Below are 14,042 nucleotides of genomic sequence, written 5' to 3'. Positions count from 1 at the left end.
AAGGGGCGGGACCACAGGTCTCCCCCCTTTGGGTTCTGATTTCAGTTCCGACTGGCTTAGTTCTCCTCGCCAGCGTGAGAGGGAGCATCCAGGCGCATAACGTCGATGTTCTCCGCAATGCTCTCAATGATGCCGGAGGACACATACTGCTTGGCCTGACGAACGGCGTTTTTGATGGCATAGGCGTCGGAGGAGCCGTGGGCCTTGATGACCGGCTTGGAGATGCCCACCAGGGCAGTGCCGCCCACCTCGTCGGCGCTCATCAGCTTCTTGAACTCCTTCAGTCCGCCGGACACCAGCACGGCGGCCAGCTTGGTCAGGAGATTCTTCATGAAGAGCTTCTTGATCTCCCGGGCCAAGAACAGGCCGGTGCCCTCCATGGTCTTCAGGAAGATGTTGCCGGAATAGCCGTCGGAGACAATGACGTCCACCGCACCCTCCACGGCCTCACGGGCCTCCACATTACCCACAAAGTTGATGCGGCCGGCCTCGCCGGCCTCTTTGAGCATGCCGTAAACGGTGGTCTGGAGGCTGGTGCCCTTGGTTGGCTCCACGCCGATGTTCAGCAGGCCCACCTTGGGCTCCGGGCGGCCCAGCACATGCTCAGCGTAGTAGGAACCCATGTAGGCAAACTGCAGCAGGTACTCCGGGGGACACTCAGCGTTGGCGCCGCAGTCAATGAGCACGGCTCCGCCGCCGCCGGTGGGTACCACAGGGGCCAGAGCGGCCCGGCGGATGCCCCGGATGCGCTTGACCACCAGGGTAGCGCCGGAGAGCAGAGCACCGGTGGAGCCGGCGGACACAAATGCGTCCCCTGCCCCGCTTTTCAGCAGGTTCAGGCCCACGGTCAGGGAGGAGTCCTTCTTCTCCCGGAAGGCGGTGGCAGGATTGTCGCACATCTCCACTACCTCGCTGGCGTGGGCAATCTCCACCCCGGCGGGCAGGTCCTGGATGCCGTTCTGCTCCAGCACCTTCAGGATCTCCTCCCCACGGCCCACCAGAATGATGTCCACGCCATACTCCTGGCTGGCCTGAATGGCGCCCATTACAGGGGCCTGAGGAGCATTATCCCCGCCCATGGCATCTACAATAATTTTCATCGTTGCAATCCTTCCCTTCCGTACCCTCGGTACCTGTCCGAATTTCCGGTGCTCAGGTCAAATCCAGCTCGCCCAGCTTCTCCAGAGCGCGCTTGGAAATCTCAGCGTTTTTGTTCCGCTTGCCCTTGACCCGATAGCCCAGCTGGGGAATCAGGCCAAAGTTCACATTCATCGGTTGAAAGTTTACCACACTTTCGTCACTAATGTAAAGAGCCATAGCTCCAATGGCCGTCTCTCTGGGGAAATTGACGGGGTCCCGGCCGCTGAGCCGCCGAGCCAACTCCATAGCCGCCAGACATCCGGAGGCGGTGGACTCCACATAGCCCTCCACGCCGGTGATCTGCCCGGCAAACATCAGCCGCTCCTGGCCCCGCACCCGGTAGTACCGGTCCAGCAGACGGGGAGAATCCAGGAAGGTGTTGCGGTGCATGACGCCGTAACGCACGTACTGGGCGTTCTTCAGGGCGGGAATCATGGAGAACACCCGCTTCTGCTCCGGCCAGCGCAGGTGGGTCTGGAAGCCCACAATGTTGTAGATGGACCCCTGGGCATTGTCCCGGCGCAGCTGCACCACGGCGTAGGGCTCCTTCCCCGTCTTGGGGTCCTTCAGGCCTACAGGCTTGAGGGGGCCGTAGCGCAGGGTGTCCACACCCCGGCGGGCCATTACCTCCACGGGCATGCAGCCCTCAAACACACCCGAGTCCTCAAAGCCGTGGACCTCCGCCTCCTGGGCGGTGGTCAGGGCCTGCCAGAAGGCCTCGTACTCCTCCTGGCTGAGGGGGCAGTTCACATAGTCCGGGGTGCCCCGGTCATACCGGGAGGCAAACCAGGCGCTATCCATGTCCACGCTCTCAAAGGTGACCAGCGGAGCGGCGGCATCAAAGAAATTGAGGTACTTGCTGTCGGGGAACAAGCCGCCAATGGCCTGGGACAGGGGTTCGGAGGTGAGGGGGCCGGTGGCGATAATTACCTGGCCCTCCCGGGGAATCTCAGTGACCTCCCCCTCCTTCACCGTGATGTTGGGGTGATTTCGGATCTGCTCCGTAATGGCGGCGGCAAAGGCCTCCCGGTCCACAGCCAGAGCTCCACCCGCCTCCACCCGATGGGCGTCGGCGCAGGCCATGATCAGCGAGCCGCAGCGGCGAAGCTCCTCTTTCAGCAGGCCCACCGCGTTCTCCAGCTGGTCAGAGCGCAGGGAGTTGGAGCACACCAGCTCCCCAAAGCTGGGACTGTGGTGGGCGGGGGTCATCTTCTCCGGCTTCATCTCCCGCAACTCCACGGGAATGCCCCGCCGGGCCAGCTGCCAGGCTGCCTCGCTGCCCGCAAGGCCCGCCCCAATCACAATCACAGGTTCCATAGTTCTCTCCTCAGGTCCCAGTGTGGGAAGCAGGCGGGGTCCTCTCCCGCTCCGCTTCTCACATCCTGTTATTTCTTCCATGGTACACAGGCGCCCGCATGAGCACAAAGGATGCCCCGTTACGCCTCTTCCGTCTTCTTGGCAGTACTCTTCTTCGTCGTGGTCTTCTTTACAGCCGTTTTCTTTGCAGCGGCTGTTTTTTCCGTGGTTTTCTTGGCCGCAGTCTTTTTCGTGTCAGCCTTCTTGGCCGTTGTTTTCTTGGCTGCCGGCTTCTTGGCGGCGGTCTTTTTGGCCGTCTTCTTTTCCTCTGCAGCCTCTGCCGGAGCGTTCTGGGCCTCCTCCGGCTCTGTCTGGCCCTCAGCGGTCTCCGGCTTTTTCCGCCAGCCGCCCCGCTTCTCCTCAGGGGTGAAGTTGGAGCAGTCCTCGTTGATGCAGAAGGCCTTCTTGGCCCCGCGGCCCGCCTTCTTGAACATCGTCTGGCCGCAGACCGGGCAGTTGTCCTTCACCGGCACGTCCCAAGTCATGAAGTCGCACTTCCGGCTCTCGTCCTTGCTGGTCAGATTCTCGCAGCAATAGTAGGTGTACTGCTTGCCCGTCTTCTTGCTCTTTCCGGTGCGCTTCAAAAGCCGGCCGCCGCACTTGGGGCACTTGCCCGGCATCTCCACCACCAGGGGCATGGTGAAGTCACACTCCGGCCAGCCGGGGCAGGCCAGGAATCGGCCGAAGCGGCCGGACTTGACCACCAGATTGCGTCCGCACTGGGGGCAAATCTCCTCGGAAACCTCGTCGGGTACCTTGATGCGCTCTCCGTCCAGCTCCTGTTCGGCCTTGTGAAGCTCCGCATCAAAGTCCTGATAGAACTCAGACAGCACCTTTTTCCAGTCCACGCTGCCCTCCTCCACCTTGTCCAGCTGTTCCTCCATCTGGGCGGTAAAGGTGGGGTCCACAATATCCTGGAACTTGTCCTTCATAAGGCCGGTAACCACCTCACCCAGGGCGGTGGGCCGGAGGGCTCTGCCCTCTTTTACCACGTACTCCCGGTTCAGGATGGTAGAAATGGTGGGGGCGTAGGTAGAGGGTCGTCCGATGCCCTTCTCCTCCAGGGCCCGGATGAGGCTGGCCTCAGAGTAACGGGCAGGGGGCTGGGTGAAGTGCTGGTCCTGCTTCAGGCCCTGACAGTTGAGCCCCTCGCCCTCCTTCAGGTCGGGCAGTGGAGAGTTCTTCTCCTCTTCTTCCTCGTCCTTGCCCTCCTCGTACACGGCAGTAAAGCCGGAGAACTTCAGGGAGGAGTGGCTGGCCCGGAAAGTGTAGCCGGAATTTTCCACCTCGATAGACAGGCTGTCATAGAGGGCAGGCGCCATCTGGCAAGCCAAAAAGCGGCTCCAGATGAGCTTATAAAGCCGGTACTGCTCCCCGGTGAGGTCCTTTTTGATCTCGTCGGGCACCAGGTTCACGTCGGAGGGCCGGATGGCCTCGTGGGCGTCCTGGGCATTTCCCTTGGCCTTGAAGCGGCGGGTCTGGGCGGGGTAATACTCTTCACCGTAGCGCCGCTGAATAAAGCCCTTGGCAGCGGCCAGCGCCTCCTCTGACAGACGCAGGGAGTCGGTACGCATATAGGTGATAAGACCCACGGTGCCCTCGCCGGAGATGTCCACGCCTTCATAAAGCTGCTGGGCAATGGCCATGGTGCGGGCGGGGGTCATATTCAGCTTCCGGGAGGCCTCCTGCTGGAGGGTGGAGGTGGTAAAGGGAGGCGCGGGCTGGCGGCTCTTCTCCTGCCGCTTTACCTTAGAGACAGCAAAGCTCCCCTGCTGCACCTGGGCAATGATGGCCTCTGCCTCCTCCTTGGAGTGCAGCTCCATCTTCTTTTCCCGTCCGTGGAACTGGGCCTGGAAGGAACCCTGGTTGGGGGAAATCCGGGCCAGATTGGCCTCGATAGTCCAGTACTCCTGGGGCTGGAAGGCGCGGATCTCCTCCTCGCGCTCCACCACCAGGCGGGTCGCCACCGACTGCACACGCCCCGCAGACAGTCCCCGACGGATTTTGCGCCACAGCAAGGGCGAGAGCTGATAGCCCACAATGCGGTCCAAAATCCGCCGGGCCTGCTGGGCATTGACCAGGTTCTGATCGATGGCCCGGGGGGCGGCGATGGATTGGTTGACGACGTTTTTGGTGATCTCATTAAAGGTAACCCGATAGGTCTTGTCATCGGGAATATCCAGCAGTTCCTTCAGGTGCCAGGAGATGGCCTCGCCTTCCCGGTCCGGGTCGGTGGCCAGATAGACTTTTCCGCTCTTCTTGGCCGCCTTCTTCAGATCGGCAATGACATCCTCCTTTCCCTTAATGGGCTGGTAGTTGGGCACAAAGCCCTGTTCGATGTCTACACCGATTTTGCTCTTGGGCAGGTCCCGCACATGCCCCATGGATGCCTTTACCTCATAGCCGGGACCAAGATATTTTCCAATGGTCTTCGCCTTGGACGGAGACTCTACAATTACCAGGTCTGTCTTGTTTGCCACTTGGTGAAACCTCCTCGCCGACACTGGCGCCCTTGTTTTCATCGTGCCGACTTATGACAATATCGTAAAATTCAGAAAATTTCAAGTGTTTTTTATGTCTCAAGCCGTAAAAGCGCAAAAAATCGCCTTCCGGGCCCCTCTTCCACCGCCCGGGACACCTGGAGCATTGTGAGGGCGGACAAAATCCGCCGGGCCGGAATTCCAGTTTGTTCCACCAGCTCCTCCGCCGAACGGCTCTCCTCTCCCAAGGCCCGGAGGATTGCCAGCTGATCATCTGTAAAGCGATCTGCCTGTTCAGCCTTTGGCACCCGCTCCAGAGGCGGCTGCTTCTCTTCCACAGGTTTCGCCTTCTCCATCGGAGCTGCCGGTTTCTCCCGTTCCAGATCTTCCAGGCGCTGCTGGGCTGCCTGGGCTGAGAGCAGCTCCCTCCGGCCAAGCCTGCCCGGAAACCGGCTGCGGTATTCCTCCAGGATGTCCTCGCCCCGGGTGACCAGCTTGGCCCCCTGCTGAATGAGCCAGTTGGTCCCCTCGCTCATGGGCGCGTCGATGGCGCCTGGGATGGCGAAGATATCCCGGTCCTGGTCCATGGCATGGCGCACGGTACTCATGGTGCCGCTGTGGAGCTGGCACTCCACCGCCAGCACACCCAGTGCCAGGCCGCTTAAGATCCGGTTGCGCCGGGGAAAGTGAAAGCCCTTTGGCTCCGTCCCCGGAGGGTATTCGGAAATCAGAGCACCTGCCGCCGCCACATCCTCATATAAATACCGGTTCACCGCCGGATAGGGGACGTCCACGCCGCCGCCCAGCACACTGACCACCGGACCGCCCGCCTTCAGTGCACCCTTGATAGCGCAGGTGTCCAGCCCTTCGGCAATGCCGGACAGCACCAGGGCACCGCCGGAGGCCAGCTCCATACCCAGCTTGGACGCCGCCATCTCCCCATACTGAGAGGGATTCCGGCTGCCTACCACGGCAATGGCGGCCTCCTCATCAAAATCAAAGGTACGCCCACGGATGTACAGCACGGCGGGAGGGGCACTGATCTGGCGCAGGCGTTCGGGGTAATCTCCGTCCCGCAAGGTCATGATCCGGAGGGACAGCCGCTGGCAGTCGGCCAGGATCCGGTCCGCTCCCTCCAGTTCCTTGCTGCACAGCCCCGCCCGGGCCTTTGGGGAGAGGGGCAGCTGGTCATACTCCTCCCGGTCGGCATAGTAAGCCCGCTCCGGCGTGACAAAGTAGTCCAGAACTGTGAGCACGCCGGCTGAGTCCAGTCCCTGCCGGGTAGTCAGCCACAGCCAGTATTTTAATCCGGACATTGCTCTGCCTCCCTTCCATGGGCAAATTTCCCTTTACAAATCCCCCAAAAGGCCGTATCGTTAGAGGCAGGAGAAAGGAGCGTTTGTATGAAACGTCCGCACTACGCCTGGCTGGTCTGTCTGGGAGGTGCGCTGGTTCTGTTTTCCACCGTGGGGCTTGGAGTCAACGTATTTACCATCTATCAGCCGGAAATCATCCGGGTCAATGACTTTACCAATGCTCAGGGGTCCTGGATCACCACCATTCGCAGTCTAATGATCCTGCTCTCCCTGTTTACCGTCAACCGCCTGTGCGCCAGGCTGGGCGTACGGCTGGTGATGACCCTGGGCACCGCCCTTATGGCCCTGTCCTGCCTGTGCTTTGCCTTGGCATCCAGCTTCTTTGTCTACGGCTGTGCCGCCGCTCTGGCGGGCATCGGCTATTGCTATGGCGGAATGGTGCCCCTGTCTCTGGTCATCGGCTCCTGGTTCCGGGATCGCCGGGGGCTGGCCCTGGGGCTGGCTTCCGCGGGCAGCGGAATCTCCACCATTTTTGCCCCCACCCTCATCACCCGGCTCATCCAAAGCCAGGGGCTGCGAGCTGCGTTTCTGTGGGAGGGCGGTGTAGTGCTGATCACAGCTCTGCTGGCCTGGGCCCTGATCCGAAACAGTCCCGCCCAGCTTGGTCTGGAGCCCTACCATCTGGGAGGCACACAAGCTCCGGTTTCTCCACCCAAGAAGGCCCCTGCTGGTATGACGCCCCGCTATACTCTCCTGCTGCTGATTGCCGCGTTCCTGGTGGGAGGTCCGGGGGGACCCGGCTTCTCCCATCTGACGGTGCTGTACACCAAGGAGGGCTATGACAGCGGCCTGCTGGCCCTGCTCATGTCCTATGCGGGCTTTGTCATCTTTTTGGGCAAGATCATCTGCGGGCAGGTATATGACCGAATGGGCAGCCGCTGGGGCAACTGCTACGCCTTCGGCGCCACCATCGGCGGGCTGCTGCTGTGCTGCCTGGCCCCTCTGCAGAGCCTCTGGCTCCCCTTCCTGGCCATCACGCTCATCGGGCTGGGTCTGCCCCTCTCCTCCCTCTCGCCCACCGTCTGGGCCTCCGACCTGTACAGTGACGAGGGCTACGCCCGGGCCGTTCAGGTGAACTCCCTGGTCTATATGGTAGGCGTTCTGGTTCTGGGACCTCTGCCCGGCATTCTGGCGGACCGGTTTGACAGCTATGTCCCGGCCTATGCCCTGTTCTCCCTCATGACGGCGGCAGCGCTGGCACTGCTCCAGATCCTGTACCACCGCCTGCATCTAGGCGGACGGCCCAAGACGGAACGCAAGGTCTAACGTCCCATCTCCCACAGCACCACAGCGGCAGCCGACGCTGCGTTCAGGGACTCACATCTGGGATTCATGGGAATTTTCAGGGTGCGCCGGCTCATCTCCAGAACCCGCTCCGAGACCCCCTTTCCTTCATTTCCGATCACCACAGCGGACCTGCCAAGGTCCGCTGTTCTGATGTCTACGGTATCTTCCCGCAGAGCCGTGGCATAAAGAGGCAGCCCCGACCGCTCCAGCAGGTTCCCCATCTCCTCCGGCTCCATCTCATAGGCCGGCAGCCGGAAGCAGGCCCCCATAGTGGCCCGCACTGTCTTGGGGTTCCAGGGATCGGCACAGGAGTTGACCAAAATAAGTCCGTCAGCTCCCAGTGCATCCGCCGTACGCCAGATGGTCCCCACGTTGCCCGGGTCCTGCAGTCCGTCCAGGACCAGATATCGGCTGCCCGGCAAGGTCTCAGGTACCCCAGCAGCGGGAATCCGGCAGGAAAAGAGTGCTCCCTGGGGGGAGCGCATGGGAGAAATGGACTCCATCACATCCTCCGGCACCTGGAGAAGGGATACTGTCTCTGGGAGGACAGGCACCGGCACGTCTGGGGTCACCACCACAGTATCCAGAGGGGCCTGCCACCGCACCGCCTCCTCCAGCAGTTTGGTGCCGTCGCCTACAAATAACCCACGCTCCCGGCGGAAGCTCCGCTGGGCGGTCAACTTGCGCAACTCCGCCAGACGGGGATTTTTTCGGCTGGTAATCTGCTCGGTCACAGCTTCTCCATCCTCTCAATATCCTGGTTGCTGCCCAGCACCACCAGACAGTCGCCGGGCTGAATGGCGTAGTCGCCCTCCGGAGAAATGACCATCTCCCCGCTCTCCTGGTGAATGGCGACCACATTCAAATGGTATTTTGCCCGGATATTCAGACTTCGCAGTGTGCCGCCTACCCACTGCATGGGGCAGCGGCGCTCCACCACCGAAAAGTCCTTGGACAGCTCAATGAAGTTCAGCACATCCACATCGCTCAAATTGCGGGCCAGATGGATGGCCATCTCCTGCTCGGGGAACACCACCTGATCGGCCCCGATCTTCTCCAGCACCTTGCGGTGCACGGCGCTGCTGGCCTTGCTCACCACCCGGGGTACGCCCAGCTCTTTCATATTCAACGTGATGAGGGCACTGTCTCCTACTTCCGCAGAAAAGGCCACCACAGCACAGTCATAGTTCCGTACTCCCAAGGCCCGCATGGCCTCCGGGTCACGGGCGTCGGCAGCCACTGCCTGGGTCACCACATCGGCCACCGCCTGTACCTGTTCCTCCCGCATATCAATGGCCAGCACCTCATGTCCCTGATCACACAGTTCCCTGGCCAGGGAAATTCCAAATCGTCCCAGTCCAATGACCACAAAACTTTTCATTTTTTCTGCTCCTTTCCTGAGAACGGCTTATCCAATCAGCATATCCGATGTGGGATAACGCAGCTTGCTCTCAGCCGGGCGAATGAGGAAGGCAATGGAGAAGGACAAAATTCCCACTCGTCCCAGATACATATATAAAATTAAGATAAGAGAACTGGCCGGACTGAGCTCAGGGGTAATGCCCATGGATAGCCCCACAGTGCCCAAGGCTGAAGCCGTCTCATAACTGGCGGTCAGAATGGGCACTCCATCCAGCATAGACAGAGCAATGGAACCCGCCACGAACAGCAGCAGCACCGCCATGACCAGCGTCAGCGCGTCCAGTACCCGGCGCTGGGGAATGGTCCGGCCCCGGATGATCACCTGCTCCCGTCCCCGCAGGCTGTCCCACAGGGTAAGCAGCAGAATTCCCGCCGTCACTGTCTTGATACCGCCTGCGGTGGAGCCGGAGGAGCCTCCAATCAGCATCAGCAGCGCCGACATGGCCGCCGAACTCTCCGTCAGGGCACCCTGATTGATGGTGGAAAAGCCAGCTGTTCGGAGGGTAACCGACTGAAAGAGGGCATTTAGGGCCTTCTCCCCCGGAGTCATGGTCCCAAAGGTAGCCGGATTGTTCCATTCTGCCAGCAGGAAAAACAGCCAGCCGAAGAGAATCAGGCCGCCGGTAATGGACAGGGCCAGTTTGGAATACAGCGTGAGACCGCGCCAGTTCCGATGCTCAGCGATGTCTTCCCATACAAAAAACCCGATGCCGCCCACAGCGATGAGCACCATAATGACGCCCAGCACCACCGGGTCTTTGGTGTAAGCCACCAGGCTGGAGTACTCGCCGGAGTATTCGCCCATAAGATCAAATCCGCCGTTACAGAAGGCTGACACACTGTGGAACACGGAAAACCACAGGCCGCGGCCCCATCCGAATATGGGAACAAACCGGGTGGCCAGAATGAGAGCCCCTGTGCCTTCCAGCAGGAAGGTGCCCATCAGGGCGTGCCGGGTGGCCCGCACTACGCCAGCCGTCCGGGTCATGTTCAGCGCAGAGGCCATTACCACCCGCTGGGTCATACCGATGCGCCGCTTCAAGGCCAGGAACAGCAGGGTGACCAGGGACACAAAGCCCAAACCGCCCAGCTGGAGCATAACCAGGATCACACCCTGGCCAAAACCGCTCCAATGGAGAAAAGTGTCCACCTGAGCCAAACCGGTCACACAAGTGGCGGAAGTGGCAGTAAAGAGACAGATAAGCCACGGGGTGGCCTGTCCATCTTTGGCGGACAGAGGCAGATGCAGCAGCAGAGTACCCAGTAAAATAATGGTACCAAACCCCACAACGATCAGACGAGTGGGGTTCAGACGCTTGCCGCCGCGTGGAAAAAAGGGTAGATTCAAAGCGTATGTCGCTCCTCTTCATTGATCTTCCGGGTTTTCTTTTCAGAGAACCCGCCGAAACACATCCAATTACACAAACACAGGCAAAGGACATACCCGTGAAGTTTCTCAACTTCCATATGTCCCATCATCTGCTCCCAACAGTACCCGTCAACACCGGACGGGTAAAGCAAGTATAGGATACCCTCGGTCAGGTCTTAAGTCAACGGTTTTCTTGCCTGGCAGAGAATCTCCCACCTCCAACTGTTCCGATCCCATCCGCCGCGGGGCTGAAATGAGACGAAGCGGTCCGGCTGCTGAATGCAACCGGACCGCTTAAATTCATTTCATCAGGCCTCGGTCTCGTCCTGAGCCTCGGTCTCCTCCTGGGCCTCCTCAGCGGAAGCCTCCAGCAGGGCGCGGATGGACAGGGAGATCTTCTTGTTCTCCATATCCACGTCGGTGATCTTCACGTCCACCTTATCGCCCTCAGCCAGCACGTCGCCGGGCTTCTCGATGCGATGATCGGCGATCTGGGAGATGTGAATGAGGCCATCCACACCGGGCACAACCTCGGCAAAGGCGCCGAAGGTCATCAGCTTAACAATGCGCACGTTGGCCACATCGCCCACCTGATAGGTGCTGGTGAACACGGACCAGGGATCCTGGCTGTGATCCTTCATGCCCAGGGAGATCTTCTTCTTCTCCTTGTCGGCAGAAATGACGTACACCTCCACGGTATCGCCCACTTTCACCACCTCAGAGGGGTGCTTGATGCGGGACCAGGACAGCTCGGAGATGTGGACCATGCCGTCCACGCCGCCGATGTCCACAAAAGCGCCGTAAGAAGTCAGGGACTTGACGGTACCGGTGTAGCGCTTGCCGTCCTCGATCTCAGCCCAGACCTTCTCAGCAGCAGCGGCCCGCTCGGCACGGGTCACCTTGCTGATGGAGCCCACCACGCGGCGGCGGGCACGGTTGACCTCGGTGATCACCAGGCGAACCTTCTTCTTCAGCAGCTCGCTCATGGGAGTCTCACGGGGCAGACCGGTCTGGGAAGCAGGCACGAACACGCGGATGCCCTTCACGGACACCACGACGCCGCCCTTGTTATCCTCAGTGACAAAGCCCTCCATGACGGTCTCATCGTCCTTGGCGGCCTCAATCTCTTCCCAGCCCTTCACCATGTCCAGACGCTTCTTGGACAGCTTGACCAGGCAGTCACGATCGCTGACCAGCATAACATAGGTCTCGATCTCATCGCCCACCTTCACCACGTCCTCGGGCTTCACGGTGGGATCATCGCTCAACTCAGACAGAGGAATGTAACCGGGATACTTGATGCCCAGTTCAACCTGGATCTCGGTAGGCGTGATGTCAACAACAGTACCAGTAACCTTATCCCCCGTATTTAAAGTTTTGATCGACTCCTCCAGCAGTTCCGCAAAGGACTTTTCGATCTCCATGATTTCGTCGCTCATTTTGTCATAGACCTCCTTTATTATCCACGCGGGTGTGGACGCACCCGCAGTGATGCCGACCATTTCCGCCTGCGGCATTTGGCTCAGATCCAGATCCGTCGCCCGTTCAATGAGTTGAACGTGGGGACATACCTCCCTGCAAAGCTCCGCCAGGCGTTTCGTATTGGAGCTTTTCCGGTCACCGATGACTACCATCATCCCGCACCGCTGAGCCAGTTGACGTGCCTCATTCTGGCGTTTGGACGTCGCTCCACATATTGTATCAAAAAATTCAGCGTTTGTACACTCTTTTTTTGCTTTTTTTAGGCACCCTTCCCAAATTTTCCGCGTAGACGTGGTTTGGGACACAAAGGTCAAGGGCAGATCCCGGCGTTTCGGGTCCTCCGCCAGCCACTGTTCCAGGTCCTCTTCCCCGGACAAAACCACCGCGTGCCGGCACCAGCCGGCAATGGCGGTCACCTCAGGATGATCGGGGGTTCCGACGACCACAGGCTGGCGTCCCTGCTCCTCCGCCTGGGCCACGATCTCATGGATCCGCTTGACGTTGGGACAGGTGGCATCCAGAATCCGCGCATTCCGCGACTCCAAAACCTCATAGACAGCCCGGCTTTCCCCGTGGGAGCGGATGATGACCCCACAGCCCTCGGGAACATCTTCAGGGCGTTCCACCATCTGGAGCCCCTGCTGGGCCAGACGGTCAATAACATCCTGGTTGTGAATGATGGAGCCCAGCATCACGCAGGGGCGTTCCGCTCCGGCCGCACAGCTTTCCGCCAGCTCCACCGCCCGGCGTACGCCGTAACAAAATCCGGCCGACTGGGCCAGCTCCAATTTCATCCCTTCACCTCCAGGCTGTGAATCCGCCGCATCAGCTCCTCGGTAATTTCATCCAGCTCCTCCGCGGTGGGCTTCCTGCCCTGGAAGGTGGGGTAATAGGGCTCACCAATCACCACCAGGTTGCGCCGGAACAGGCGCTTCTTGGGCTGAATATAGATGGGCACCAGGGGCACCCCTGTACGGGTGGCAAACATAGCTGCCCCGGTCTTGGCCGCCACATCCTCTCCCTCATGGACCCGGGTTCCCTCAGGAAACATGAGCAGCTTATTTCCGTTCTTCAAAAACTTCAGCGCCGTTTTCACGGCCTTCATGTCCGCATGGCCCCGGTCAACGCCAAACACACCGGCTTTTCCCAAAATCCAGCCAATCACGGGCACCTGCATAATTTGAATCTTGGCCATGGCCCGCATGGGATAGTGCCGGCCAAAGGCAAACACCACATAAAAAGGATCCCCAATGGTGGTATGATTGGGGCACAGCACCGCCGCGCCCTGGGGGATATTCTCCCGTCCAACGGCGCGCACCGGCCGAAACAAATTAAAAAAGGGCCAGATGACCGCATAGAGGAAATGAAACCATCGGTCCCGTTTCCGGTCCAGCTGCTCCTCTGTCTGGCCCTCGGTCTCACGTTGTTCCACACTCACAGCTCAATCTTCTCCTTTATAATAGAAAGCAGGGCCTGGAGGCTCTGCTCCAGATCCAGCTGGGAGGTGTCCAGACACACCGCATCCTCCGCCTGGCGCAGAGGCGAAATGGGACGATTGCGGTCCAACTCGTCCCGCTTGACAATATCCCGCAGAATTTCCTCATAGGTGCCCTGCTGGCCCCGCTGCTCCAGCTCCAGAAGCCGGCGCTTGGCCCGCAGCTCCGCTGCCGCGGTAAGGAACACCTTTACATCCGCCTGGGGCAGCACCACCGTGCCGATATCCCGGCCATCCATGATCACATTGTGCTCTCTGGCCTGCTGCCGCTGAAAGTCCAGAAGGAACGCCCGGACCTGAGGAATGGCAGAAACCTTGGAGGCCACTCCGGAAATTCGGTGCTCCCGAATGGCCTGGGTCACATCCTCCCCGTCCAGATACATTTTCTGCTCTCCGTCCTGGCCGTAGGTCATACGGATGTTCAGCCCTTCCAAAAGGGGAACTACCTGCTCCGCCTGCTCCGGATCTACACCGGAGCGCAGCGCTTTCAGGGCCACGGTGCGGTAAATTGCCCCCGTGTCCACGTACAAAAAGCCAAGGGCCTGGGCCGCACGGCGGGCCAGAGTACTCTTTCCCGCCCCAGCCGGGCCGTCAATGGCTACACTTTTAAATTCCATACCTTCCGCTGCTCCAAT

The 14,042-nt window shown here is 60.2% G+C and carries 11 protein-coding genes; 1 reads left to right on the top strand and 10 read right to left on the bottom strand.

Going from position 1 to position 14,042, the window contains the following annotated elements; translation table 11 throughout:
* Positions 1-56 precede the first annotated feature (56 nt).
* From plsX to dprA, 4 genes are all read right to left on the bottom strand, one after another.
* Positions 57-1,100 (bottom strand): phosphate acyltransferase PlsX, encoded by a 1,044-nt coding sequence (plsX, locus tag DWX58_RS08230; protein ID WP_118642785.1) that lies wholly within the window; start codon positions 1,098-1,100, stop codon positions 57-59.
* Positions 1,101-1,152: 52 nt separating this feature from the next.
* Positions 1,153-2,457: a methylenetetrahydrofolate--tRNA-(uracil(54)-C(5))-methyltransferase (FADH(2)-oxidizing) TrmFO gene (gene trmFO, locus DWX58_RS08225; protein ID WP_118642783.1), complete on the bottom strand. Its 1,305-nt coding sequence runs from the start codon at positions 2,455-2,457 to the stop codon at positions 1,153-1,155.
* A 119-nt stretch (positions 2,458-2,576) separates the two neighbouring features.
* On the bottom strand, positions 2,577-4,976 hold the full coding sequence (gene topA / locus DWX58_RS08220; protein ID WP_243093359.1) for a type I DNA topoisomerase: 2,400 nt from the start codon (positions 4,974-4,976) through the stop codon (positions 2,577-2,579).
* A gap of 92 nt (positions 4,977-5,068) precedes the next feature.
* On the bottom strand, positions 5,069-6,292 hold the full coding sequence (dprA, locus tag DWX58_RS08215; RefSeq protein WP_118642779.1) for a DNA-processing protein DprA: 1,224 nt from the start codon (positions 6,290-6,292) through the stop codon (positions 5,069-5,071).
* 87 nt (positions 6,293-6,379) lie between these two features.
* Between dprA and DWX58_RS08210 the strand changes: the two genes are divergently transcribed.
* A complete protein-coding gene (locus DWX58_RS08210) occupies positions 6,380-7,618 on the top strand; it encodes an MFS transporter (RefSeq protein WP_118642777.1) in 1,239 nt (412 codons plus the stop codon).
* Here DWX58_RS08210 and DWX58_RS08205 read toward each other — a convergent pair.
* The 6 genes from DWX58_RS08205 to cmk form a co-directional block, all read right to left on the bottom strand.
* The gene (locus DWX58_RS08205; protein WP_118642775.1) at positions 7,615-8,373 is read right to left on the bottom strand and encodes an RNA methyltransferase; all 759 of its coding nucleotides are present in this window, start codon (positions 8,371-8,373) and stop codon (positions 7,615-7,617) included. The genes DWX58_RS08210 and DWX58_RS08205 overlap by 4 nt on opposite strands.
* A complete protein-coding gene (locus DWX58_RS08200) occupies positions 8,370-9,020 on the bottom strand; it encodes a TrkA family potassium uptake protein (protein ID WP_118642773.1) in 651 nt (216 codons plus the stop codon). Before DWX58_RS08200 ends, DWX58_RS08205 begins: the two co-directional genes overlap by 4 nt.
* Before the next feature lie 27 nt (positions 9,021-9,047).
* A complete protein-coding gene (locus DWX58_RS08195) occupies positions 9,048-10,409 on the bottom strand; it encodes a potassium transporter TrkG (protein ID WP_243093358.1) in 1,362 nt (453 codons plus the stop codon).
* Positions 10,410-10,738: 329 nt separating this feature from the next.
* On the bottom strand, positions 10,739-12,706 hold the full coding sequence (locus tag DWX58_RS08190; protein ID WP_118642771.1) for a bifunctional 4-hydroxy-3-methylbut-2-enyl diphosphate reductase/30S ribosomal protein S1: 1,968 nt from the start codon (positions 12,704-12,706) through the stop codon (positions 10,739-10,741).
* Positions 12,703-13,350, bottom strand: coding sequence for a lysophospholipid acyltransferase family protein (locus DWX58_RS08185; protein WP_243093357.1), 648 nt, complete (start codon positions 13,348-13,350; stop codon positions 12,703-12,705). Before DWX58_RS08185 ends, DWX58_RS08190 begins: the two co-directional genes overlap by 4 nt.
* A complete protein-coding gene (gene cmk / locus DWX58_RS08180; RefSeq protein WP_118642769.1) occupies positions 13,347-14,024 on the bottom strand; it encodes a (d)CMP kinase in 678 nt (225 codons plus the stop codon). Before cmk ends, DWX58_RS08185 begins: the two co-directional genes overlap by 4 nt.
* Positions 14,025-14,042 lie beyond the last annotated feature (18 nt).

Origin of the sequence: Pseudoflavonifractor sp. AF19-9AC (assembly GCF_003478995.1) — a bacterium.
Taxonomy (GTDB): domain Bacteria; phylum Bacillota; class Clostridia; order Oscillospirales; family Oscillospiraceae; genus Lawsonibacter.
The sequence above is the reverse complement of the archived record's forward strand: the minus strand, read 5'-3'. Positions and strand labels throughout refer to the sequence as shown.

Coding starts and splice junctions, on each gene's coding strand:
- DWX58_RS08210 (WP_118642777.1), top strand. CDS start 6,380: ATGAAACGTCCGCACTACGCCTGGCTGGTCTGTCTGGGAGGTGCGCTG.
- plsX (WP_118642785.1), bottom strand. CDS start 1,100: ATGAAAATTATTGTAGATGCCATGGGCGGGGATAATGCTCCTCAGGCC.
- dprA (WP_118642779.1), bottom strand. CDS start 6,292: ATGTCCGGATTAAAATACTGGCTGTGGCTGACTACCCGGCAGGGACTG.
- DWX58_RS08190 (WP_118642771.1), bottom strand. CDS start 12,706: ATGAAATTGGAGCTGGCCCAGTCGGCCGGATTTTGTTACGGCGTACGC.
- trmFO (WP_118642783.1), bottom strand. CDS start 2,457: ATGGAACCTGTGATTGTGATTGGGGCGGGCCTTGCGGGCAGCGAGGCA.
- cmk (WP_118642769.1), bottom strand. CDS start 14,024: ATGGAATTTAAAAGTGTAGCCATTGACGGCCCGGCTGGGGCGGGAAAG.
- DWX58_RS08200 (WP_118642773.1), bottom strand. CDS start 9,020: ATGAAAAGTTTTGTGGTCATTGGACTGGGACGATTTGGAATTTCCCTG.